The organism is Liquorilactobacillus vini DSM 20605, assembly GCF_000255495.1.
Lineage (GTDB): Bacteria > Bacillota > Bacilli > Lactobacillales > Lactobacillaceae > Liquorilactobacillus > Liquorilactobacillus vini.
The window spans coordinates 19,004-41,934 of sequence record NZ_AHYZ01000061.1 but is presented as its reverse complement, the minus strand read 5'-3'; the positions used below and the strand labels follow the sequence as shown (position 1 = coordinate 41,934).

At 37.8% G+C, this 22,931-nt stretch carries 25 protein-coding genes; 22 read left to right on the top strand and 3 right to left on the bottom strand.

Translation table 11 applies throughout. The features are described from left to right. Positions 1-36: 36 nt before the first annotated feature. From rimM to rplS, 3 genes are all read left to right on the top strand, one after another. Positions 37-549, top strand: a complete 513-nt coding sequence (rimM, locus tag ON15_RS03855) for a ribosome maturation factor RimM (protein WP_010580172.1) — start codon at positions 37-39, stop codon at positions 547-549. Next, positions 546-1,280: a tRNA (guanosine(37)-N1)-methyltransferase TrmD gene (gene trmD, locus ON15_RS03850; RefSeq protein WP_010580171.1), complete on the top strand. Its 735-nt coding sequence runs from the start codon at positions 546-548 to the stop codon at positions 1,278-1,280. Before rimM ends, trmD begins: the two co-directional genes overlap by 4 nt. A 99-nt stretch (positions 1,281-1,379) precedes the next feature. Beyond that, on the top strand, positions 1,380-1,730 hold the full coding sequence (rplS, locus tag ON15_RS03845; protein ID WP_010580170.1) for a 50S ribosomal protein L19: 351 nt from the start codon (positions 1,380-1,382) through the stop codon (positions 1,728-1,730). A gap of 50 nt (positions 1,731-1,780) precedes the next feature. On the opposite strand, the gene ON15_RS03840 is transcribed toward rplS, so the two are convergent. Beyond that, entirely contained in the window at positions 1,781-2,194 is a 414-nt protein-coding gene (locus tag ON15_RS03840) for a M78 family metallopeptidase domain-containing protein (protein WP_010580169.1), read from the bottom strand. A 22-nt stretch (positions 2,195-2,216) separates the two neighbouring features. Further along, positions 2,217-2,525 (bottom strand): helix-turn-helix domain-containing protein, encoded by a 309-nt coding sequence (locus ON15_RS03835; protein ID WP_010580168.1) that lies wholly within the window; start codon positions 2,523-2,525, stop codon positions 2,217-2,219. Between the two features lie 208 nt (positions 2,526-2,733). On the opposite strand from ON15_RS03835, the gene ON15_RS03830 reads away from it, so the two are divergent. Next, positions 2,734-2,943 (top strand): helix-turn-helix domain-containing protein, encoded by a 210-nt coding sequence (locus ON15_RS03830; RefSeq protein ID WP_010580167.1) that lies wholly within the window; start codon positions 2,734-2,736, stop codon positions 2,941-2,943. A 52-nt stretch (positions 2,944-2,995) separates the two neighbouring features. On the opposite strand, the gene ON15_RS11435 is transcribed toward ON15_RS03830, so the two are convergent. Beyond that, positions 2,996-3,115, bottom strand: a complete 120-nt coding sequence (locus ON15_RS11435) for a DUF4044 domain-containing protein (RefSeq protein WP_010580166.1) — start codon at positions 3,113-3,115, stop codon at positions 2,996-2,998. Between the two features lie 212 nt (positions 3,116-3,327). On the opposite strand from ON15_RS11435, the gene dapG reads away from it, so the two are divergent. The 18 genes from dapG to ileS all read left to right on the top strand — a co-directional run bounded on the left by dapG (position 3,328) and on the right by ileS (position 22,832). After that, positions 3,328-4,533, top strand: coding sequence for an aspartate kinase (gene dapG / locus ON15_RS03825; protein ID WP_010580165.1), 1,206 nt, complete (start codon positions 3,328-3,330; stop codon positions 4,531-4,533). After that, a complete protein-coding gene (locus tag ON15_RS03820) occupies positions 4,527-4,895 on the top strand; it encodes a DUF3397 family protein (protein ID WP_010580164.1) in 369 nt (122 codons plus the stop codon). The genes dapG and ON15_RS03820 overlap by 7 nt, the downstream gene beginning before the upstream one ends. 133 nt (positions 4,896-5,028) lie before the next feature. Beyond that, complete coding sequence (mraZ, locus tag ON15_RS03815) at positions 5,029-5,460, top strand: division/cell wall cluster transcriptional repressor MraZ (RefSeq protein WP_010580163.1); 432 nt, start codon at positions 5,029-5,031, stop codon at positions 5,458-5,460. Positions 5,461-5,472: 12 nt separating this feature from the next. Next, positions 5,473-6,420 (top strand): 16S rRNA (cytosine(1402)-N(4))-methyltransferase RsmH, encoded by a 948-nt coding sequence (gene rsmH / locus ON15_RS03810; RefSeq protein ID WP_010580162.1) that lies wholly within the window; start codon positions 5,473-5,475, stop codon positions 6,418-6,420. A gap of 21 nt (positions 6,421-6,441) precedes the next feature. Beyond that, positions 6,442-6,813 carry a cell division protein FtsL gene (ftsL, locus tag ON15_RS03805; protein WP_010580161.1) on the top strand — a complete coding sequence of 124 codons (372 nt, stop codon included), beginning with the start codon at positions 6,442-6,444 and terminating at the stop codon, positions 6,811-6,813. After that, a complete protein-coding gene (locus ON15_RS03800) occupies positions 6,810-8,951 on the top strand; it encodes a penicillin-binding transpeptidase domain-containing protein (protein WP_010580160.1) in 2,142 nt (713 codons plus the stop codon). Before ftsL ends, ON15_RS03800 begins: the two co-directional genes overlap by 4 nt. A gap of 14 nt (positions 8,952-8,965) precedes the next feature. Next, the gene (locus ON15_RS03795; RefSeq protein ID WP_010580159.1) at positions 8,966-10,456 is read left to right on the top strand and encodes a UDP-N-acetylmuramoyl-L-alanyl-D-glutamate--2,6-diaminopimelate ligase; all 1,491 of its coding nucleotides are present in this window, start codon (positions 8,966-8,968) and stop codon (positions 10,454-10,456) included. Beyond that, on the top strand, positions 10,453-11,415 hold the full coding sequence (gene mraY / locus ON15_RS03790) for a phospho-N-acetylmuramoyl-pentapeptide-transferase (protein ID WP_010580158.1): 963 nt from the start codon (positions 10,453-10,455) through the stop codon (positions 11,413-11,415). Before ON15_RS03795 ends, mraY begins: the two co-directional genes overlap by 4 nt. 17 nt (positions 11,416-11,432) lie before the next feature. Next, positions 11,433-12,815 carry a UDP-N-acetylmuramoyl-L-alanine--D-glutamate ligase gene (murD, locus tag ON15_RS03785; protein ID WP_412768432.1) on the top strand — a complete coding sequence of 461 codons (1,383 nt, stop codon included), beginning with the start codon at positions 11,433-11,435 and terminating at the stop codon, positions 12,813-12,815. Position 12,816: 1 nt separating this feature from the next. Beyond that, positions 12,817-13,905, top strand: coding sequence for an undecaprenyldiphospho-muramoylpentapeptide beta-N-acetylglucosaminyltransferase (gene murG, locus ON15_RS03780; protein WP_010580156.1), 1,089 nt, complete (start codon positions 12,817-12,819; stop codon positions 13,903-13,905). 19 nt (positions 13,906-13,924) lie between these two features. After that, positions 13,925-14,767 (top strand): cell division protein FtsQ/DivIB, encoded by an 843-nt coding sequence (locus ON15_RS03775; RefSeq protein ID WP_010580155.1) that lies wholly within the window; start codon positions 13,925-13,927, stop codon positions 14,765-14,767. Between the two features lie 136 nt (positions 14,768-14,903). After that, positions 14,904-16,232, top strand: a complete 1,329-nt coding sequence (ftsA, locus tag ON15_RS03770; RefSeq protein WP_010580154.1) for a cell division protein FtsA — start codon at positions 14,904-14,906, stop codon at positions 16,230-16,232. 24 nt (positions 16,233-16,256) lie between these two features. Then, complete coding sequence (gene ftsZ / locus ON15_RS03765; protein ID WP_010580153.1) at positions 16,257-17,513, top strand: cell division protein FtsZ; 1,257 nt, start codon at positions 16,257-16,259, stop codon at positions 17,511-17,513. Positions 17,514-17,547: 34 nt separating this feature from the next. Continuing rightward, positions 17,548-17,952, top strand: a complete 405-nt coding sequence (locus ON15_RS03760; protein ID WP_010580152.1) for a cell division protein SepF — start codon at positions 17,548-17,550, stop codon at positions 17,950-17,952. A gap of 14 nt (positions 17,953-17,966) precedes the next feature. Beyond that, positions 17,967-18,236: a YggT family protein gene (locus ON15_RS03755; RefSeq protein WP_010580151.1), complete on the top strand. Its 270-nt coding sequence runs from the start codon at positions 17,967-17,969 to the stop codon at positions 18,234-18,236. Between the two features lie 27 nt (positions 18,237-18,263). Beyond that, the gene (locus ON15_RS03750) at positions 18,264-19,046 is read left to right on the top strand and encodes a YlmH family RNA-binding protein (RefSeq protein WP_010580150.1); all 783 of its coding nucleotides are present in this window, start codon (positions 18,264-18,266) and stop codon (positions 19,044-19,046) included. Between the two features lie 15 nt (positions 19,047-19,061). Next, complete coding sequence (locus ON15_RS03745) at positions 19,062-19,760, top strand: DivIVA domain-containing protein (protein ID WP_010580149.1); 699 nt, start codon at positions 19,062-19,064, stop codon at positions 19,758-19,760. A 276-nt stretch (positions 19,761-20,036) separates the two neighbouring features. Then, the gene (gene ileS / locus ON15_RS03740; protein WP_010580148.1) at positions 20,037-22,832 is read left to right on the top strand and encodes an isoleucine--tRNA ligase; all 2,796 of its coding nucleotides are present in this window, start codon (positions 20,037-20,039) and stop codon (positions 22,830-22,832) included. The last annotated feature ends 99 nt before the right edge of the window (positions 22,833-22,931 follow it).

Genomic DNA, 22,931 nt, shown 5'->3' with positions numbered 1-22,931 from the left:
TGTTTTATTAGAGAGCTTTTTTAAGGGAGAATTAATATGAAATATTTTGCTGTTGGAAAAATCATCAATACCCATGGAATTCAAGGAGAAGTTAAAATCTTAGCAGTAACTGATTTTGCTATGCAAAGGTTTCAACCCAATAATACTTTGTATGTCAAACAAAATAATCAGTTACAGCCACTTAAAATTAGAACAGTAAGGAGATTTAAACAGTTTTATTTGTTGAGCTTTTTTGAATATGCTGATCTGACATCAGTCGAAAAATTAAAAAATTGTCAACTGTTGGTTGATGAAGCTCAGCAAACGGCTTTATCTCAAGGAAACTTTTATTATCATCAAATTATTGGTTTAACAGTGGTCGATCAGCAGGGAAAACAAATTGGTAAAATAAAAGAGATTTTAAGCCCAGGTGCGAATGACGTTTGGGTTGTCGAGCGGACCAATAACAAAGAATTGCTGTTACCAGCCATTAAACAGGTAATTAAAAAAATTGATTTAGATCAGCAACAAGTTGAAGTTGAATTGATGGATGGGTTAGATGAAGAATGAAAATTAATATTTTAAGCTTATTCCCAGAAATGTTTACTGGTCCATTGCATGAATCGATTATTGGCAAAGCGGTTGCAAAACAATTAGTCAGTTTTGAAATTGTTAATTATCGAGATTATACTCAGAGTCGGCAAAAACATGTTGATGATTACCCATATGGTGGGGGTGCTGGAATGCTATTGCAAGCGCAACCGATTTTTTCAGCACTTGATGCCTTGGTTGAGAAGCAAAAAAACTTAGGCCGGATTATTTTGCTTGATCCGGCAGGAAAACGATTTGATCAAAAGGTTGCTCAAGATCTTGCTGATGAAAGCAATTTGACTTTTATTTGTGGGCATTATGAAGGTTATGATGAACGAATCCGGACACGTGTAACCGATGAGTTATCATTAGGGGACTTTGTTTTAACCGGTGGTGAACTGGCGGCAATGACAATGATCGATGCTACTTTACGGTTGATACCGGGAGTTTTGGGTAACACTGCTTCAGCCCCCGATGATTCATTTACAACGGGGTTGCTTGAATATCCACAATATACGCGTCCAGCAGAGTACCAAGGATTGAAAGTTCCAGAGGTTTTGTTGAGTGGCAACCATCAAAGAATTACTGAGTGGCGGCAAAAAGCAGCCTTGAAACGGACCTTTGAGCGGCGTCCAGATCTTTTAGCCGGGCTGGACTTAAATGAACAGCAAAACAAATGGCTGCGCGAATTTTCGACACAAAAAGATTGAATAATTGGTTTTAGTATGTTAACATGATAATCGGCTTATGCCAGATTAACAGCATTCCGCTGCGACTGGACATGAATGCTGGTGAAAGGAAGAAAAAAGATGAATCCATTGATTCAAAAGATTACAGCATCACAATTGAGAAGTGACATCCCAGACTTCCGAGCTGGAGATACAGTTCGAGTTTATGCTCGAATTGTTGAGGGCAGTCGCGAAAGGGTCCAGTTATTTGAAGGCGTTGTGATTAAGCGTCGGGGACAAGGAATTAGCGAAACATATACAGTACGTAAAATCAGTAGTGGTGTAGGCGTAGAAAGAACTTTTCCGCTTCATTCACCACGAGTAGATAAGATTGAAGTTGTTCGTCATGGACGTGTTCGTCGGGCTAAACTTTATTACTTAAGAAGTTTACACGGTAAAGCAGCACGGATTCCAGAAAAACGCCGCAACTAAGATAAAGAAAGTTCCAAAAGCTAGTCAAGCTTTTGGAACTTTTTTTAGAATCATTTTTGTAAATCATGTAAGGTTTCTCGTACTAGGTTAAGATAATGGCTTGGAATGCCAAATTGTTTAATGAAATCCCAGGCGTTCACTTTAGTTTGAATGAGCCCGTCGAGATAAAAGGGCAATAGTAATTTAATAGCACATTTATTAGTTTGCGCTTCAATTTGCAATAAATTGGTTTTGCCAGTACGATATAATTCACTATAATAAGGTTCATTATTTAAAAAATGCGCTAATTCGTGAGCTAGTTGGAAAGTTAATTCTGCTTTTTGCGGCCAGTTCAAATTCATGATGATAACTCTTTGTTTGATTAGTGCCAAGGGCGGTGTATCACTGGCCAGTTGATCTGACCAAATGACGGTGATTTGCTGCTGGCGGGCAATCTTAAGCAAGGAAAGCTGAACTTGATTCAATCTTTATCTCCAAAATAGGTTTTTATTTATTATTTCGCAAAATAGACTTAATCAACGCTAGCTGCTGCTCAGAAATTTTTTTACCTTCATAAGTAAAAACAACATCCTGATTTTCTGTTAGATCAACATTCGGCTTAAGATCATCCGTTCTTCCTAAAAGATAGTCAACGGAAACATCAAAAAAGTCAGCCACTTTTTGAACTCTAAGAATTGAGGGCTGGCGATGATTCCACTGATAAATCGTGTTGTGACCAAGAGATAGTTGATCTTCAACCTGATAAACAGACAAATGTCGCTGTTTAGCTAATTCTTTGATGCGTTCAACGATCATAGATAACTCCTATCTTCTCAATTTAACTAATAAGTTAGAAAATATCTTGATTTCTAACTTATTAGTTAGTATAATTAAGATGTAAAATTTAGTAAACTTATAGAGATAAAGTAATTGCAACTTTTAAAACACACTTTATAATATAATATTACTTTTATTTTCGTCAAATTTATTAGTTAACATATTAGACGATGAGGAGTGAAGCTGAATGTCGTTTGAATTTGCTGATGCAGTAGTTCTTTGCTTGAAAAGAAATAAAAGATTAGGGATTAAGCCATCTTCACAAACTGAGATAGCTGAACATTTTGGACTGTCTAAACCTTATATCAATCAGTTAATCAATGGAAACGTGGCTAATACTGATAATACACGTCATTGGATCAAAGAAATTAAAAAATACGTCGGAGTTGATGAATAAAAAAAGCGAAACGCATTTAAATGCGTTTCGTTTTTTTTAATAACTTACAGTTTTAATAACCAATTACCGAAAAAATTGCTGTGATAAAGACAGTCCCGACGGTAACGATTAGCATGATCCAGATAACGGCACGGGTAATTTTTTCAAACCGACTAAGCTTTTTCTTTTTCATTATTAGCGTTCATCCTTTAAATCAGCATTTATAGTTTAACTATACCTTTTTGGCTTGAGAATTGTCAAATTGGTTTGGAATCTTAATTTTATTCAAGAAAACTTGAAAAAAGTTCATATTTCACGTAAACTATGAACGATTTATTATTTTCGTTTTCTTTTTAAAGATCATTTAAAACTTGAATTTGGCAAGAGATGGGGGATAAGTTACTGATGGAAATTATGGTACAAAAATTCGGTGGTACATCGGTTCAAGATGATCAGGCTAGAAAAAAAGCAATGGCACATGTCAAATATGCTGTTTCGCAAGGATATAAAGTTGCTGTTGTTGTCTCGGCAATTGGGCGTAAAGGAGCTCCTTATGCTACCGATTCATTGTTAAATTTGGTTGGAAGCAATAATTCCTTATTGTCCGCACGAGAACTCGATATGTTAGTTTCGGTCGGTGAGATTATTTCAGCAGCTGTTTTTACCGAGATGTTAAAAGAAAACGGTTTTAGTGCAACAGCTTTGACTGGGCCGGATGCTGGTTTTAGAACAAATAATGAGTACCAAAATGCTAAGGTTTTAGATGTTAAAACTGATGAGATTTTAAAATGTTTTAAATCACAAGATGTTGTCGTAGTAGCTGGTTTTCAAGGACTTTCGCGAGAAGGTCATTATACTACCTTAGGACGTGGCGGTAGCGATACATCAGCAGCTTTACTAGGAGCAGCTCTTTCAGCTAAACGAGTTGATATTTTTACAGATGTTTCAGGAATGATGACTGCTGATCCACGTTTAGTTAAAAAAGCCAAATTTTTAAAGAATGTCAGCTATGAAGAAGTTGCCAATATGGCACATGAAGGGGCTAAGGTTATCCATCCACGCGCAGTAGAGGTAGCGCAACAAGCCCATTTGCCGTTGCGAATCAGATCAACTTGGGATGGAGTCGATGAATTAGGTACCTTAGTTTCTGACCGTGATTTATCGATTCGTCATTATCGGACAGTTACTGGAATTGCCCACCAGGTTGGGTTGACACAGTTCAGTGTTAAAACTGAAAAATACGATCCGCAAACAATTTTTAAATTGTTGGCTGACAATCATTTAAGTATTGACTTCATTAATATTTTGCCAGAAAAATTTGTTTTTAACTTAGATGCAAATGAAAGCCAGAAAGCTAAGAAATTACTCCAAGAAAAACAAGTAGCTGCCGAAATTATTGAAAATTGTGCTAAAGTTTCTATTGTTGGTGCTGGCATTATGGGGACCCCCGGAATAACAGCTCAAATCGTGGCGGCTTTAAATGGTAAAAATATCAAGATTTTGCAGACAACTGACAGTTATACAACTATCTGGGTTTTAGTTAGACAATCAGATTTGCCGGCTGCCGTCAATGCTTTGCATGACGCATTTTTGAGTGATCATCAATGCTGAAAATCTTTATTTGGCCCTATCAGTTAGTAGGAATCATTGTTTGCTGGCTAAGCTTGTTTTTGATCAAGCATTGGCTGCCGCTTAAATGGCAACAAAAATTTCATTACCTTGACTTCCTGTTGATCTATTTAATTTTTGTAATTCAAGTATTGTCATTACAACTTTTAAAGCTTTCACTTTTGCCGTATTTATTATTTGCAGCGGCGATTTTGGGAATTGGATTGACGTTAATCCTGGCAGTAGTTAAAGGAGAAATCATTCAAGCTAAATTTTGGCGTTTTTATTGGCGTTTAATTGAGTTACTAACAGTCAGTACGTATACGGTTTTAATTGTTTTAGTGATTTTGAAAAAATTTAATTAACTGGTGTAAATATCTTGCTTTGGTTAGCAAGATATTTTTTTGGGGGTTTTTAAAAATCTAGTGGTAAAATAGTGGTTGATAGTGGTGGAATGTGGTAGTATCAATTTGTAACCATTATTTGGAGGTGAGCTGCATGCTGATGGGAGAGTATCATCATACGCTTGATGCTAAAGGCCGAGTAATTATTCCAGCAAAGTTTCGCGAACAATTGAGCGATCAATTTGTTTTAACACGAGGGATGGATGGGTGTTTATTTGGCTACTCGAATGATCAGTGGCAACTCCTTGAAAAAAAATTGCAGCAGCTTCCACTAACTAAACGTGATGCACGAGCTTTTGTTCGTTTTTTTTATTCAGCAGCTACTGAATGTGAATTTGATCGCCAGGGACGAATTATAATTCCGAAAGCTTTGAGAGATCATGCTGGATTAGAAAAAAAGTGTGTGGTTGTTGGGGTTTCAAATCGCTTTGAAATTTGGTCCGAAGATCGTTGGAATGATTTTAGTCAAAAAGCTGAAGAAAACTTTGATAATATTGCTGAAAATATGATTGATTTTGATTTATAAAGAGGTGTAAGGGTGACAGAAACTTTTAAACATCAAACAGTAATGCTGCAAGCTGCTGTTAGTGGTTTGCAGATCAGCCCAGCTGGAGTTTATGTTGACTGTACCTTGGGTGGAGGTGGTCATAGTCGATTGATTGCTCAACAGTTGGGGGTAAATGGTCATTTATATGCTTTTGATCAAGATCAAACAGCAATTGATTATAATCGGGATCGTTTTCTTAATTATCCAGTAACACTAATCAAAAGCAATTTTCGGGAATTAGCCCAGCAGCTTAAACAAAGAAATGTTACACAAGTTGATGGGATCCTATATGACTTAGGAGTTTCTTCACCACAATTTGATGATGCTCAGCGTGGTTTTAGTTATCGTTTTGATGCTCCATTAGATATGCGAATGGATCAGATGCAAAACTTAAACGCTAAAGTAGTCGTGAATGACTGGCCATATGAAAAGCTGGTTAGGATTTTTTGGCGATATGGTGAGGAAAAATATGCCAAATCAATTGCTAGACATATTGAAAAAAGACGTACTAAAAAAGTGATTGAAACGACAGGCGAATTAGTCGAAATAATTAAAGAAGCAATTCCGGCACGTGCCCGAAGAACTGGCGGACATCCGGCTAAGAGGATCTTTCAAGCAATTAGAATTGCGGTTAATGATGAATTAGGAGCTCTTGAGGATTCGTTAACGCAAGCTTTGTCCTTGCTGAAAGTACATGGTCGAATTTGCGTCATAACTTTCCAATCCTTAGAGGATCGCTTAGTTAAGACCATGTTCAAAGAAAAAAGCTCGTTACCTGATTTGCCACCGGGTTTACCAGTAATTCCAGCAAAGATGCAGCCGCATTTTAAACTGATCACGCGTAAGCCAATCGAACCAAAGACAGAAGAACTGCGACAGAATCATCGTGCTCATTCAGCTAAGTTAAGAATTATTGAACGAATTAGTCAAGATAAATAATTTTTTAAAGGATGTGATTATATGGCAGGAAGCGCAGCACCAAAAAGAAATCTCGTCACGCCAGTACAGCCGCAGATACATAAAGCACCACTTAAACAACCGGCATCGGTTTCGCGGCGGGTTCCAATTTCTAAGGCCGAGATCTTAAGTTTCTTAATAGGAGGCGTGATTTTAATGGCGATGACAATTGAGGTTATTGCTAGTCAAGTCAATTATACTCAGGCACAATATACTCTTCAAAATATCAATCAAAAAATTACGGCGGTACATAATCAAAATATTAATACTAAACAGGAAATTAGTACTCTCTCAAGCCGGGATCGTTTGTTAGAGTTAGCTAAAAAGTACGGATTATCGATGAATGACAGTAATATAAGGAATGTTTCTAAATGAATAAAGGGAAAAAGCAGCTAAAACACCAAAAAAACCGCAAAATTTATGGGATAATTATTTTTTTCATTGCGGCAATGATTTTCATTGTGTTTATTGGCCGCTTTTTTTATATTGCAATTTTTCATTCAATTGATCACGTTGATCTTAAACAGAAAGTTGCCCAACTGTATGCCAGTAAAACTGAAATCAAAGCTCAAAGAGGAACGATTTATGATAATAATGATCAACCCATTGCGGAAGATACTTCAACTTATAAGATTTACGTGATTCTCTCAAAGTCGGCAGTTGCATTTGGCAAACGTCAGTACCTGGCTGAAAAGGATAAAGCAAAAGCAGCTAAGGTTTTAAGTAAAAATTTAGGTATCAGTTATCAAAGTGTCAGAAAATTACTTGACCCCGTCAATAAAGATGTTTATCAAGTTGAATTAGGAAATGCCGGGAAAAATATTTCACTAGAAACCAAGCAAAAAATTCAGGCTGCTCATATTACGGGAATCTATTTTAAGCCGACGATTGCGCGCCTGTATCCAAATGGAGTTTTTGCCTCACATATTATTGGCCTAGCAGAGAACCAAAATGGGAAATTAGTTGGTGTGATGGGACTTGAACAAGCTTTTAATCAGGAACTAGCCGGGAAAAATGGTGTTCGTCAGGTTGAAAAAGATACGAAAGGAACACCAATTCCTGGCTCAAAAGTTAAAGCCCGTGCAGCTAAAAATGGTGATAACGTTTATACAACGCTTGATACACGCTTGCAAACTTATTTAGAAACATTGATGACCCAAGCACAGGATCGTTATCATCCTCAGGAAATGACGGCCATTTTAATGAAAGCTAAAACTGGTGAAATTTTGGCTGCTAGTCAACGACCAACTTTTAATGCGCAGACTAAAAAGGGATTAACTAAGATTTGGCGAAATATCTTAGTTGAAGACAGTTATGAACCAGGATCAACCATGAAAATTTTTACAGTCGCAGCGGCAATTAATAGTGGTAATTTCAATGCTAATGCGACTTTTAAATCTGGTTCGTTCCAAATTGATGGTAAAAATGTTTATGATTGGGATCGGAGCGGCTGGGGTTATATTACCTATCAAGATGCTTTTATTCGTTCTTCAAACGTTGGAATGGCGCACTTAGAACAGCAAATGGGTGCTAAGACATGGCTGAGTTATATTCACAAATTTGGATTTTTAAAAAAGACGGGTTCTAAAATGCCCAATGAAGTTGCTGGTAGTATTGAATATAAATATCCAATTGAACAAGCTAATACTGCATTTGGTCAAGCGATTAATGTAACTGCTTTGCAAATGATGCAAGGCTTCTCGGCAATTGCTAATCATGGGAAAATGGTTAAACCATATCTGGTAAAAAAAGTTGTTGATCCAAATAACCAAAAGGTCATTTATCAGGCAAAAACGAAGAAAGTCGGTCAACCAATCAGTAGTCAAACTGCTAGTCAGGTTTTGAGTTTGATGCAAGATGTAGTTTATAATGAAGATGGAACTGGTTCAGCTTTCAAAATCAATGGTTATAAGATTGGCGTTAAAACTGGGACAGCTCAAATCAGTAAAACTCAGGGTTCTGGCTATTTAACGGGTGCAACCAACTATATCTTTTCAGTTGCTGGGGTAGCACCAGCTAACAATCCAAAATATATTCTGTATGTTACAATGAAACAGCCAACAACTTTCAGTAATAGTACTTCGGGACAAATGTTGGCAACTGTTTTTAATCCGATGATGCAACGAGCTCTACAGCAATCTGCGGAAAGTACTAGTCAAAGTGGTCAGCAAGTCAAAGTCAAAAATTGGACTGATAAAAGTTTAGCGACAGCCAAGAAAAATTTGGAAGGTGCTGGATTGGAAGTGACAGTGATTGGCAATGGTAGCAGAGTTGTCCAGCAGTCTATAGCAGCTGGCAACACGCTACTTAGTGGTGAAAGGATCATTTTATTAACTACTGGTACTAAAACAATGCCAGACTTGACTGGTTGGTCACGGAATGATGTTTCAGCTTTAGCGGAGCTGCTGAACTTGAAGGTGAAATTCACTGGCTCTGGATACGTTGTCAGCCAAAGCATCACCGCCAATCAAGCTTTAACAGGTCAAAAAGAACTAATAGTTAAATTAAAATAAAATCTGGTGATAAAATGCAAGCAAGCAAGCTAATTAAATGCTTAAAATTTAAAAAAATAATTCCAAGGAATTTTGAGGATTTCACGGTATCTTTATTAACTCAAGATACCCGTGAAGTAGTTGAAAATAGTGTCTTTGTAGCGGTTAAAGGAGCTCAATTTGATGGCCATTTATTTGTGCAACAAGCAATCAAGGCCGGTGCAAAGCTGATTGTTGCACAAGAAAAAACTACTGTTGTTGGGGTTCCGGTTGTTTATGTCAATGACACCAAACGCGCAATGGCCATTTTGAGCAGTCGCTTTTATGGTGGTGCGAGTCAAGCATTACATATTATTGGAGTGACCGGAACAAATGGTAAAACAACGGTTACACATTTAATTGAAGCAATTTTTCGGGCACAACAGCGTAAAACTGGTTTAATTGGAACAATGTATCGCAAAATTGGTGATGAAGTATTACCAACAAAAAATACAACGCCTGATATTATCACCTTACAGCGAACCTTAAGCAAAATGGTTGAACGCGGCGTTTCAGATGTTGCCATGGAAGTTTCATCAATTGCTTTGATCCAAGGGCGTGTTTGGGGAATTGATTTCGATGTTGCAGTGTTTACCAATTTGACGCGTGATCATTTGGATTATCATAAAACTATGGAAAATTATAAACATGCGAAAAGTTTGCTCTTTTCGCAATTAGGAAATCGTTATGCATTTAATGGCGATCCTAAAGTGGCAGTCTTAAATATTGACGATCCAGTTGGAAAGCAATTTGAACAGCTGACAGCAGCGCAAGTGTTAACGTATGGGATTAAGGAATCAGCTATGATCAGCGCACAAAAAATCAAAGTTCATAGTCGCGGTACTGATTTTGAATTACATGTTTTTGATCAAGTTTATCAACTGCATACGCAAATGATCGGTATGTTTAATGTTTATAACGTTCTTGCTGCTTTTGCGGCGGCTTATGCCTCGGGACTACCAGCAGAAGATATTATTATGGCACTGGATGGTTTTAAGGGTGTTCGCGGGCGGATGCAGTTGATTAGTTCACCGACAGGAGTAAGTGCAATCGTTGATTACTCCCATACGCCAGATGGCTTATATCAAGCCCTCAAGACTTTAGATGAAGTTACTAAACAGCACGTTTTTTGTGTTGTTGGCTGCGGTGGTGATCGTGATCATGGTAAACGTCCGAAAATGGGTGAAATTGCAGCAGAACATAGTGATTTTCCAATTTTCACTTCAGATAATCCACGTTCTGAGGATCCACAAAAAATTATCAGTGCAATGTTGAGTGGTGTCCCAACTGGGATCAAAGTTCCAACTTTTGTTGATCGGCGACAGGCAATTAATTATGCCATTCAGCAGGCTCAACCGGGGGATTTAGTCTTAATTGCTGGCAAGGGGCATGAAGATTACCAAATTATCGGTAAGCAAAAGCGGCATTTTGATGATGTTGAAGAAGCAACTAAGGCATTATGGTTAAAGGAGCAAGCTGGTAAATGACAGTTTTAGAAGGTATTATTTCATTAATTGCAAGTTTTGGAGTAACTGTGATTTTATTGCCACAGTTTATCAATTACGCACATCGAAAAAAGCAAGGACAGATGATTCGCGAAGAGGGTCCAAAGTGGCATCAAAAAAAATCAGGGACGCCAACCATGGGTGGATTGATTTTTAATTTGGTTATTTTAATTGTTAGTTTGATTATGGCGGCCATTGGGAAGCAGTTGACACCTCAGCTACTGATTTTGGTATTCATTTTATTTCTATATGGCATGCTCGGCTTCTGGGATGATTCGATCAAATTATGGAAAAAACAAAATGAAGGTTTGAAAGCTTGGCAAAAATTTTTAGGTCAAGTCATTGGAGCATTAATTTTTCTAGCAGTTTACTATCATGAGCATCTGACATTTGGCCTGCATTTGTTTGGCCAAGTTTTCAGTATCGGTGGCTGGTTTATCTTATTTGCCGTTTTTTGGTTAGTCGGATTTTCTAATGCAGTCAATTTAACTGATGGTATTGACGGCTTGGTCGCCGGTCAGGCAACGATTGCTTTTGCAACTTATGCAGCGATTGCGGCTTTTCAGCATCAAGTAGATGTTTTACTGTTCTGTTTAGTTGTCATTGGTTCATTATTAGGCTTCTTTATCTTTAATCATAAACCTGCTAAGATTTTTATGGGTGATATGGGATCATTGGCGTTAGGCGGGGCTTTAGCAGCTGTCTCGATTTTAGTTGGACATGAAGCCTCACTTTTGTGGGTTGGCTTGATTTTTGTCGTTGAAACTGCAAGTGTTATTTTGCAAGTTGCTTCATTTAAGCTCACTGGCAAACGAATTTTTAAGATGAGCCCGATCCACCACCACTTTGAACTGCTTGGTTGGAGTGAATGGCGTATTGATTTAACTTTTTGGTCAATTGGCTTAATAACAAGTGTTACGGCGCTATTGACAATTATTTAAAATTAAAAGAGAGAAGAATCCTAATTATGAAGGCAATTACGACTTACCAAAATAAAAAAGTTCTTGTGCTGGGTTTAGGTCAAAGTGGATTAAATGCAGCACGTTTATTGCATAAACTAGGAGCTAAAGTGACGGTCAATGATTTAAAGGCGCCTAAGGATCCTCAGGTAATTTCTGAACTAACAGCGCTGGGAATCAAAGTTATTACTGGCAGACATCCGTTGGAATTAGCCAAGCAAAATGATTTAATGGTCAAAAATCCGGGGATTCCTTATACCAATCCATTAGTCAAGGCAGCTTTAAAGAATCAGTTGCCGATTATTACAGAACCAGAACTTGCCTATGAAGTATCAGTTGCTCCGATGGTTGCAATTACAGGCACTAATGGAAAAACCACGACAACTACTTTGACAACGCTGATGTTGGCTGAGCAAAGGCTAAAGGGTAAAGCTTACGCGGCAGGTAATATTGGTATTCCGGCTAGTCAAGTAGCTCAAAAAGCAACAAAAGATGACGTAATTGTTACTGAACTTTCTAGTTTTCAATTGCTTGGAATTAGTAAACTACATCCCAAAATTGCGGTAATTACTAATATCTATGAAGCACATTTAGATTACCACGGAGACCGGAAGAATTATGTAAATGCTAAAATGCGAATTACGATGAATCAAACACCGACTGACTACTTAGTAATCAATTGGGATTCAGCAGAATGGCGACAGCTAAGCGAGCGTTCTAAAGCACAAATTGTCCCTTTTTCTCGGAAGCAAGAAGTCAAAACTGGAGCTTATCAAAAAGGAGATTATCTCTACTTTCGTGGTGAACAAATTATTAAGGTCGCTGACATCAAACTGCCTGGGGTTCAAAATATTGAAGATGCTTTAGCAGCAATTGCAGTTGCAAAATTGATGGGTAAAAGCAATTTTGCAATTTGTCAGGTTCTGAGAACGTTTGGCGGTGTGCGGCATCGGATGCAATATGTTGAAACGATTAAACAGCGGCGTTTTTATAATGACACAGAAGCGACTAACATCGAGGCTTGTCAGCGAGCATTAGAGAGTTTTCAACAACCAATCGTTTTGATTGCTGGCGGATTAGATCGCGGTTTTGGTTTTGAAAGTCTGTTACCGTATTTAAAAAAGCTTCGTGGCCTGATTTGTATGGGGCAAACTGCTCAGGCAATCGCTGAAATGGGAGAAAAAGCTGGTGTTAAGCAAATTAAATTTGCTAAGTCAGTTGTCGAGGCAGTTCCTCTGGCTTATCAACAAAGTCAACCTGGAGATGTTGTCTTGCTTTCACCGGCTTGCGCTAGTTGGGACCAATATCCAAGGTGTGAAGTTCGAGGAGATTTATTTATTCAAGCTGTTGAGAATTTGAAGAAAAATCAGGAGGAAAATTGAGATGCGTTTGTTGATATCAGGTGGAGGAACAGGTGGTCATATCTACCCGGCTTTGGCATTGATCGAAGAAGTCAAAAAACAAGAACCTGACTCGGCTGTTTTATATGTTGGAACCCAGCGTGGCTTGGAAAATAAAATTGTTCCGACAGCTGGAATCGATTTTCAAACGATCAGGATCCAAGGCTTTAAACGATCGTTTTCGTTTGAAAATTTGAAAACAGTTTATTTATTTTTGAAAAGTACACAGCGAGCAAAGCAAATCATTCGTGAGTTTAAACCGGATGTGGTCGTTGGAACGGGAGGCTATGTTTGTGGGGCCGTTGTTTATGCAGCAGCTCGGTTGAAAATCCCAACATTTATTCACGAACAAAATAGTATTGCTGGGATTACTAACAAATTTTTGAGCCACTTTGTAGATCAGATCGGAATTTGTTTTCCCGAAGCTGCTCACGAGTTTCCTAAAAATAAAGTCGTTTTTACTGGAAATCCACGAGCTCAACAAGTAGTGGGAATTAAAACGGTTAATCAGATACAGAAAATAGGCCTCAGCTCGACCAAACCGACTGTTTTGATTTTTGGTGGCTCGCGGGGGGCACGGCGGATTAACGAATCAACTTTGGAAGCTTTAAAATTGTTTGCTGGTAAAAATTATCAAGTTTTGTTTGTTACTGGCAGTGTTCATTTTGACAAGGTTAGATCCCTAGTTAAGGAGGTTCCAACTAATGTTGTGATCAAGCCGTATATTGCAAATATGCCGGCAATTTTACCTGAAATCAGTTGCATTGTTGGCAGAGCTGGAGCAACTAGTTTAGCTGAGATCACGGCTTTAGGAATTCCTTCAGTCTTAATTCCCAGTCCATATGTCACCCATGATCATCAAACGCATAATGCTCAAAGTTTGGTCAATGTTCAAGCAGCTGAAATGATCAAAGAAAATGAATTAAATGGTCAATTATTAACTAAAGTAATTGATAAATTGATGGGCGATCCGGCCTTAAGATCTAAAATGGCTAAAAACGCTAAACAAGCTGGGGTTCCAGATGCGGCAACACGAGTTTTCAATTGTTTGCAAAAATTAATTGGAAAATAATATATGAGGAGGGGTGATGATGAGCTCGAAAAAAAGCAAACTGAAAGTCCAAACAGATTTGCCCCTAACTCCGTGGGAAACAGCTCAAAAAAGACGCCAACAGTCAAAGCATTCGCTCGGGGGGTTCTTTAAAAAACAACGAATTGGGGATAAACTTCCAAGTTTAGTGGCACAAAGAAAAAAGAGGCTCAGGAAAGTCTTAATTAAAAACTTGCTTTTTTTTAGTATGTTATTATTAGTTGCCCTGTATTTTATTTTACCGATCAGCAAAGTCAAATCAATCAAAGTTTTGGCATATAATCAACATAGTGCAAAACAAATTGTTAAATTAAGTGGAATCAAGCCGCAACAATTGCAAATTGGAGTTTTTTTAAGGCAAAAGCAGATTCAAGCGAAAATTAAAGACCAAGCTCCTGAAATAAAAAAGGTTAGCTTTGCGTATTCAGCTCAGCAAGTGAAATTGAAAGTAATTGAAAAGCGAAATCTGGGATATGTTTCGAAAGGTAATCTTTTTTATCGAATAGAAACCAATGGCAAGATTTCCAAAATCAACCATCGAAATCCGGTCAGTGACGTTCCAATTTATTTTAATTTTAATAAAAGTTTACTTCGTCGACAGATCACTCAGCAGATTGAAGCACTTTCACCCAAAATTATGCAGGCTATTTCGGAAATTCATGCGTCCCCAACTAAAAGTGATCCGCAAAGAGTTCATTTATATATGAATGATGGGAATCAAGTCCTTGCTACAATCAAGACTTTGGCAGCTAAAATGCAGTATTATCCTCAATTTAAGTCAAATTCAAGTCAAAAAATAATGATTGATCTGCAAGTTGGGGCTTATTCTTACCCGTTGCAATAACTTTTTTGCAAATTGCGAATTTCTTGCGCCCTTAAACGTGTATTAATAGTTAGTGGTGTGGTAAAATTATTCCATGAGCATTAAAAATAAATTTAGCTTGAAAATGATTAAAATTTGAGAGAAGGAGGCTCAATTGATGGAAAAATCTGGAATCTTTGTCGGACTAGATATTGGGACAACTTCGATCAAAGTTATTGTTGCTGAATATCTAAAAAACCAGATTAATATTATTGGCGTTGGCAGTGAGCTGGCAGATGGGCTTAATCGAGGGGTCGTTGTTGATATTGATCGGGCAGTGCAGGCAATCAAAAAGGCTGTTGCGCAAGCTGAGGAAAAGGCAAATTTAGAAATTAAGAAAGTTCAAGTTGGATTACCAGCTAATTTGCTAGAGATCGAACCTTGCAATGGAATGGTAGCTGTTAGCAATCACGATGGATCGGCTAAAGAAATCAATGAAGATGACGTTATCAGAGTTACTAAAGCGGCTTTGACACAGCAATTACCGCCAGAACGTGAAGTTGTTGATGTAATTCCTGATGAATTTATAGTTGATGGTTTTGACGGTATCAAAGATCCGCGTGGAATGGTCGGTATTCGTCTCGAAATGAAAGGGGTTGTCTACACTGGTCCCAAAACAATACTTCATAATACTTTGCGTTGCGTTGAAAGGGCTGGTTTGCAGCCAAGCGGCGTTGTTGTTGCACCGCTTGCTTTGACAAGTGCAGCTTTAAGCGACGGTGAACAGGATTTTGGTTCTATTTTGATCGATCTTGGAGGCGGACAAACGACCGTTGCAGTTATTCATGATCATAAATTGAAGTATACATATGTTGACCAGGAGGGAGGACAGTTTGTTACGAAAGATATTTCGATTGTTTTGAATACTTCGGTAGCTAATGCAGAAAAAATAAAAAGAAATTATGGTTATGCTGATAGTACCCTTGCTCCGCAAGATGAAAAATTTCCTGTTGAAGTTGTTGGCCAGGCTGAGCCAGTTGAGATCAGCAGTGAATATTTAGCTGAAATTATTGAGGCTAGATTGACTCAAATTTTTAATCGGCTTAAGCGAGTTTTAGATGATATTTCTGCATTAAAGCTTCCGGGAGGAGTAATTATTACTGGTGGCCAGGCTGCCTTGCCGGGAGTTAAAGAATTAGCTGCCGAGATCTTTGATACAAATGTCCGCTTATTCATTCCACAGCAGATGGGATTGAGACATCCTTCATTTTCACAAGTGATTGGTCAGGTTGAATATGGGTGTCATTTGAGCGAAATTGAAAAAATTGTTAAGATGGCAGTTTTCCCTGATTTCAAACAGTTTATGCCAATTGCTGAACTGGCTAACATTGAAACTCAAACTAACCAGATTAATAAGCAATCAATTGAAGAGAAAAAAAATAAAAAAGAAAAAAGCGGAAATAGGTTTGAAGGAATCAAGAACTTTTTCAGTACTTTTTTTGATTAACAACTGATGATGGAGGTAAAAAGCATGGAATTTTCACTCGATACAAATGAAAATACTGGTGCAAAAATTAAAGTGATTGGCGTTGGCGGTGCTGGTGGTAATGCAGTCAACCGAATGATTGCTGATGAAGTTAAAGGTGTAGAATTTATCACTGCTAATACTGATGTTCAAGCTTTAAAGGGTTCAAATGCTGAAACTAAAATTCAACTGGGGCCTAAATTAACTCGCGGTTTAGGAGCTGGCTCAAATCCTGAAATTGGCAGCAAGGCAGCTCAAGAAAGTGAAGAAGCAATTGCTGAGGCTTTAAAAGGAGCTGACATGATTTTTGTGACTGCTGGAATGGGCGGTGGAACTGGGACTGGTGCTGCACCGATTATTGCTAAAATTGCTAAGGAACAAGGAGCACTAACAGTTGGAGTTGTGACTCGTCCGTTTAGTTTTGAGGGTCCTAAACGTGCCCGTTATGCAGCCGAAGGGGTTGCTCAGTTAAAGGAACATGTTGATACCTTGGTTATTATTGCCAATAACCGCTTATTAGAAATTGTTGATAAGAAGACGCCAATTATGGATGCTTTTAAAGAAGCTGATAATGTTTTACGTCAAGGCGTTCAAGGAATATCTGATTTGATAACCTCTCCAGGTTATGTCAATTTGGACTTTGCGGATGTTAAAACTGTTATGGAAAATCAGGGTTCTGCTTTGATGGGAATTGGGAGTGCTAATGGTGAAAATCGAGCGGTTGAAGCAACAAAAAAGGCAATTTCTTCACCGCTGCTTGAGGTTTCAATTGATGGAGCTGAACAGGTCTTATTAAATATTAGTGGTGGTCCGGATTTAAGCTTGTTTGAAGCTCAGGATGCTTCAGATGTAGTTGCTCAAGCAGCAACAAGTGATGTTAATATAATTTTTGGAACTTCGATCAATAATGATCTTGAAGACAGTGTGGTTGTAACGGTTATTGCAACTGGAATTGACAAAAAGAAAAAAGAGCGTCAGAGAAAACGGCATTCGGATTATAATTTAGATCATCGTGACAATAGTTCGGCAAGTAAGCAACAACCAGAAACAACTCAAAGTTCTCAAGAGGATCCTTTACGTGATTGGGATTTGCGTCGTGAATTTTCTGAGCGGGGTCAAGGTGAAGGAAGACATGTCGACTTTGATAACGTTGAAAAAAAGAAATTTGATGTTTTCAAAATGAATGCTGATCAAGAAAAGAATGATAATAGTAACGACAATGATTTAAATAAGCCACCATTTTTCCGTCATCGCCGTAAGTAATTTTGGATTTTAATAATGATCTGAGGTGATCAAAATGGCTTTAGGCAGTAAATTAAGTCGCTTTTTTGGAATTGAAGACGACTATGAAGAATCAGTAGACGAAAATCAGGATGGTATTAATTACCAGAAACAAAATGTTGTTCCTTTTAGGGAAAAAAAGGGTGGTTCAAGCGAAAAAAAGATTGCATTATTTGAACCAAGAATTTATTCTGATGTTAAGGCAATTGCGACCAAGTTGCTACATGATCAAGCTGTCGTCATCAATTTCCAACGAATGGATGATGCCCAAGCTCATCGCGTAGTTGATTTCTTAACAGGAACGGTTTTTGCAATTGGTGGTGAAATTCAGCGAATCGGTGATCAAATTTTCTTATGTACGCCACATGGCTATGTGGTTGAGGGAGACTTAGAAGATAAGTTAGATCACGATAACTTTTAGTGAGGAGTGGGCAGGTGTTTATTTTAACGATTATCAATCGCTTATTTGAACTTTACTCGCTGGCAATTGTTGTTTATGTGTTAATGTCTTGGTTTCCTGGAGCGCAACAAAGCAAAGTTGGGGATTTTTTAGCGAAATTATGTGATCCGTATTTGGGCTTTTTTGAGCGCTTTATTCCACCAATCGGAGGAATAAGTTTTTCACCAATTGTTGCTTTGATTGCTTTACAATTTATTCAAAATGGATTGGATTTAGTTTTAACTTTACTTTTTAGATTAGGTTAAATAGAGGTCAAATTAATTGTGCATAATATGTCTATTTATCAGCATTTTAGATCAGATGAAGCTCCATTAATTACTGAACTTAGTGATTTGATTAGTCAAGCTGAATTTGAATATCGGCCAATTTTGACTCATTTTTTGAATCCACGGGAACGAGCTATTATAGCTTCTTTGCTCGGTCAAAAGAAACAAGTTAAATTTTGTGCAAATGGTTTGTTTCAGCAAGCTGAGCGCAGGCGGGGGCTTTTTTATCCTGAATACTTTAATCCTAAACAGGAAGATTTTCAGTTGGCTTTGATGGAAATTAAATATCCAGTTAAATTTGCCCAACTTGAGCATCGGCAAATTTTGGGGACGTTACTTGGCAGTGGCTTAAAACGTTCGGCGATTGGTGACATATTGACAGACGGGATTCATTGGCAAGTGATTATTGAAAAGCCAATGGTGGAATTTTTAAAACAAGAAATCGAGCGGATTGGGAAAATTAAAGTTCAGCTTGAAGAAATTTCATTTTCTCAGTTGCTTCAGTCAAAAATTGAATGGGAAAAAGCTTCTTTTTCAGTTTCTTCATTGCGAATTGATAACTTAGTTGCTAGTGTTTGTCATTTTTCAAGGGCACGCTGTAAACAGTTGTTAGCAGCCAAAAAGGTTCATTTAAATTGGATGTTAATTGAACAACCAGATTTCGATTTGAAACTCCAAGATGTTATTTCAGTAAGAGGATTTGGCAGATTTCAATTAGCGAGCCTCGGTCAGTTGTCTAAAAAGGGTCATTTACGAGTTGAAGTTTTAATTTTAAAAAATAATACATAATGGAGGTGTTGGGGCATGGCATTAACCCCATTGGACATTCACAATAAGGAATTTCGTGTTAAATTGCGTGGTTATGATCAAGATGAAGTTAATGATTTTTTGGATCAAATAATTAAGGATTATGAATTTAACTTAAAGGAAAATAGTCGTTTAAATGAGGAGTTGAAACAAAGTCAAGAAAAATTAAAGTATTTTAACGATTTAAAGGACTCATTAAATCAATCGATCATTGTTGCCCAAGAAGCAGCAGACAAAGTAAAGTCAAGTTCGCAACGTGATGCGGAAATTACTAAACGTGAAGCACAAAAGCAGGCTGCTGATATTATTTCTGAGGCGAATGAGAAATCGCATGAGATAATTGAACAAGCAGCTCAAAAAGCTAAGAAGTTAATTTTTGAAACAGATGATTTGAAAAAACAAGCTCGGATTTTCCGTCAAAAATTACAAGTAATGCTTGAGTCACAGTTGGAAATTGTTAAGAGCAATGAGTGGGATGACATTCTTCGCCAAGGAGATACTACTGATTATGAAGCGATTCAAAAGGTTATTCAACGCGATGCAGACCTTGACAAACAAGCAGCAAAAGAAGTAAAATCAGTGTCAAATAGCGATGAAGTTCCTAAAAAAACGGTGGTTATTCTTCCAGAAGAGGAAGATGATGATCAGGGACAGCATTTTACAGCGCATGAAACAAAGCAGGAAAGTGATAATTGATTAGGTATTAGGTAGCAGAACACGAATAGCTTAAAGTAAGCACAGAGAATCGACTGGTGGTGAGAAGTCGAACTTCAACTTTGAGTTGTTTATCATCTGCGATAAAAGTCAGGCTGAAGTTAGTAAGCTGACCGGCTTATTGTCGTTACTCAATATTTGAGGAGAACAATGCTTAATTGTTCTTAAATTTGGGTGGTACCACGAAGATCTCGTCCCTTTTTGGGTGAGGTCTTTTTTATTTTGTTTTTTAACAAGGAAGAGAAAGGGTGAAGCAAAATGAGAATTAAAGATACTCTAAATTTAGGAAAAACTAAATTTCCAATGCGTGGCAATCTTCCGGTTCGTGAAGTCGAACGGCAAAATGAATGGGAAGAAAATAAGGTTTATGAAAGACGTCAAAAATTAAATGAAGGTAAACCGACCTTTGTCTTACATGATGGACCTCCATATGCAAATGGTAATATCCATATGGGTCATGCATTAAATAAAATTTCCAAAGACTTTATTGTGCGTTCAAAATCAATGATGGGTTTTCGAGCACCTTATGTTCCAGGATGGGATACACATGGCTTGCCAATTGAACAGCAGTTAAAAAAGGCGGGGGTAGACCGCAAGTCTTTATCAATTGCTGATTTCCGGGAAAAGTGTCGTGAATATGCACTTGAACAAGTTGATAAACAGCGTCGGGATTTTAAACGGTTAGGTGTTGCCGGTGAATGGGATAATCCTTATTTAACGCTTGATCCCAAATTTGAGGCTCAAGAAATTCGAGTTTTTGGAAAAATGGCCGAACGTGGTTTGATTTATAAAGGCAAAAAGCCAGTCTTTTGGTCATGGTCTTCAGAGTCAGCTTTAGCGGAAGCGGAGGTTGAATATCATGATGTAACTTCCCCATCTGCTTTTTACGGTGAAAAAGTAGTTGATGGCAAAGGTGTTCTTGATGAGGATACTTATATGGTGGTTTGGACTACCACTCCATGGACGATTCCTGCTTCTGAAGGAATTACTGTTGATAAAGACTTCGACTATTCAGTTGTGCAACCAGCCGGTGATGAGCGAAAATTTGTTTTAGCCTCAGAATTGGTTGAAAAAAATGCAGAGTTATTTGGTTGGAAGGATTATCAAGTTGTCAAGACCCTTAAAGGTCAAGATCTTGAATATATTTTAACTCAGCATCCATTTTATCCTGATAAAACCTTATTGACGATGCTTGGTGATTTCGTAACTTTAGATGCCGGAACTGGATTAGTCCATACTGCTCCAGGTTTTGGTGAAGATGACTTTAATGTTGGCAAGCAGTACGGTTTAGAGATTTATGTTCCAGTTGACGACAAGGGCTATCTGACTCCGGATACTGGCAAAGACTTTGCTGGTGTTTTTTATGACGATGCCAATGAGATTTCTTTAAACAAATTAAAGGAAGCCGGTTTGTTGCTTAAATATTTGCCGATCAAACACAGTTATCCATTTGACTGGCGGACTAAAAAGCCAATTATTTTTCGAGCAACCCCACAGTGGTTTGCTTCGGTTGACAAAATTCGTGATGAAATTCTGGCAGCAATTGATGAGGTTAAGTTTTTCCCGGATTGGGGGCAAAAACGGCTGCATAATATGATTGCTGATCGTGGTGATTGGGTAATTTCTCGGCAACGTGTTTGGGGTGTTCCTTTGCCGATCTTTTACGGTGAAGATGGTGAGGCCATTATCACCAAAGAAACAGTTTCCCATGTTGCTGATTTAATTGAAAAACATGGTTCAAATATTTGGTTCCAAAAAGAAGCTAAAGAACTGTTGCCTGAAGGCTTTACTAGCGAACACTCACCTCATGGAAAATTTACTAAAGAGAATGATATCATGGATGTTTGGTTTGATTCTGGTTCTTCACATCAGGGTGTGTTGGCGACTCGCAATTATTTGACTTATCCATGCGATATGTACTTAGAAGGTTCTGATCAATATCGTGGCTGGTTCAATTCAAGCTTGATCACTAGTGTTGCTTTTTCGGGCCATGCTCCATATAAACAGGTGTTGTCACAAGGATTTACCTTGGATGGTCAAGGCCGTAAAATGAGTAAATCTCTTGGGAATGTAATTGCTCCAGGAAAAGTTATCAAACAGTTTGGAGCAGAAATTATTCGTTTATGGGTATTAAGTGTTGATTCTTCGGCTGATGTTCGCGTTTCAATGGATAGCTTTAGTCAGATTTCTGAAGCTTACCGAAAAATTAGAAATACCATTCGTTTTATGTTGGCAAATACAACTGATTTTGATCCTAAGCAAAATGCGGTTGCTTTTGACCAATTAGAATCACTTGATCAATACATGGAAATCAAAGTTAATCAATTTACTAAAGAAGTCCTTGATTGTTATGCTAAATATGATTTCATGGATATTTATAAGAAATTGCTTAATTTCGTAACGACTGATTTGTCAGCTTTTTATTTAGACATTGCTAAAGATGTTGTTTATATTGAAAGCAAGGATAGTCATAAACGACGTTCGATGCAAACTGTTTTGTATGACATTACTGTCCGGTTGGCTAAGTTGCTGACACCAGTTTTGCCACATACAACCGAAGAGATTTGGCAGTATCTTAAAGAACCAGAAGATTATGCACAACTTGCTGAAATGCCAGCAGTCAACCATTACAACGATGAAGCTAAGAAGTTAGCGGTGTGGAATGTCTTTATGAAGGTCCGCAGTGATGTCTTTAAATCATTAGAAAATGCTCGCAATCAAAAATTGATTGGGAAGTCATTTGAGGCACATGTTACACTGTACTTGAACGATGAAGAGCGTCATCGGCTTGAACAGTTAAAAACAGATCTACGGCAGAACTTAATTGTTTCGGCGTTGACAGTTAAGTCGTTAGCTGGGGCACCAGCTGAGGCTGAGAAGTATCGTGATCGGGCGGTAGTTGTCGAACATGCTGCTGGGGATGTTTGTCCTCGTTGCCGAATGATTCGAACCGATGTTGGTGGCAATCCTAAATTGCCAACTTTATGTGGTCGTTGTGCAGCAATTGTTGAACAAGAATTTTCAGCAGTTGTAACTGAAGGCTTTGATGATTGATTTACCTGAAGACGAGAATAAGGTAAAATTGTTAATTAGTTAAGAACTCAAAAGGAACTAGAAAGTTGATCTTTTGAGTTCTTTTTTTGTCTATTAAGC

Excerpts from the sequence above, each read along its gene's own strand:
- rimM (WP_010580172.1), top strand. The coding sequence starts at position 37 with ATGAAATATTTTGCTGTTGGAAAAATCATCAATACCCATGGAATTCAA.
- trmD (WP_010580171.1), top strand. The coding sequence starts at position 546 with ATGAAAATTAATATTTTAAGCTTATTCCCAGAAATGTTTACTGGTCCA.
- rplS (WP_010580170.1), top strand. The coding sequence starts at position 1,380 with ATGAATCCATTGATTCAAAAGATTACAGCATCACAATTGAGAAGTGAC.
- ON15_RS03835 (WP_010580168.1), bottom strand. The coding sequence starts at position 2,525 with ATGATCGTTGAACGCATCAAAGAATTAGCTAAACAGCGACATTTGTCT.
- ON15_RS03830 (WP_010580167.1), top strand. The coding sequence starts at position 2,734 with ATGTCGTTTGAATTTGCTGATGCAGTAGTTCTTTGCTTGAAAAGAAAT.
- ON15_RS11435 (WP_010580166.1), bottom strand. The coding sequence starts at position 3,115 with ATGAAAAAGAAAAAGCTTAGTCGGTTTGAAAAAATTACCCGTGCCGTT.
- dapG (WP_010580165.1), top strand. The coding sequence starts at position 3,328 with ATGGAAATTATGGTACAAAAATTCGGTGGTACATCGGTTCAAGATGAT.
- ON15_RS03820 (WP_010580164.1), top strand. The coding sequence starts at position 4,527 with ATGCTGAAAATCTTTATTTGGCCCTATCAGTTAGTAGGAATCATTGTT.
- mraZ (WP_010580163.1), top strand. The coding sequence starts at position 5,029 with ATGCTGATGGGAGAGTATCATCATACGCTTGATGCTAAAGGCCGAGTA.
- ftsL (WP_010580161.1), top strand. The coding sequence starts at position 6,442 with ATGGCAGGAAGCGCAGCACCAAAAAGAAATCTCGTCACGCCAGTACAG.
- ON15_RS03800 (WP_010580160.1), top strand. The coding sequence starts at position 6,810 with ATGAATAAAGGGAAAAAGCAGCTAAAACACCAAAAAAACCGCAAAATT.
- ON15_RS03795 (WP_010580159.1), top strand. The coding sequence starts at position 8,966 with ATGCAAGCAAGCAAGCTAATTAAATGCTTAAAATTTAAAAAAATAATT.
- mraY (WP_010580158.1), top strand. The coding sequence starts at position 10,453 with ATGACAGTTTTAGAAGGTATTATTTCATTAATTGCAAGTTTTGGAGTA.
- murG (WP_010580156.1), top strand. The coding sequence starts at position 12,817 with ATGCGTTTGTTGATATCAGGTGGAGGAACAGGTGGTCATATCTACCCG.
- ON15_RS03775 (WP_010580155.1), top strand. The coding sequence starts at position 13,925 with ATGAGCTCGAAAAAAAGCAAACTGAAAGTCCAAACAGATTTGCCCCTA.
- ftsA (WP_010580154.1), top strand. The coding sequence starts at position 14,904 with ATGGAAAAATCTGGAATCTTTGTCGGACTAGATATTGGGACAACTTCG.
- ftsZ (WP_010580153.1), top strand. The coding sequence starts at position 16,257 with ATGGAATTTTCACTCGATACAAATGAAAATACTGGTGCAAAAATTAAA.
- ON15_RS03760 (WP_010580152.1), top strand. The coding sequence starts at position 17,548 with ATGGCTTTAGGCAGTAAATTAAGTCGCTTTTTTGGAATTGAAGACGAC.
- ON15_RS03750 (WP_010580150.1), top strand. The coding sequence starts at position 18,264 with ATGTCTATTTATCAGCATTTTAGATCAGATGAAGCTCCATTAATTACT.
- ON15_RS03745 (WP_010580149.1), top strand. The coding sequence starts at position 19,062 with ATGGCATTAACCCCATTGGACATTCACAATAAGGAATTTCGTGTTAAA.
- ileS (WP_010580148.1), top strand. The coding sequence starts at position 20,037 with ATGAGAATTAAAGATACTCTAAATTTAGGAAAAACTAAATTTCCAATG.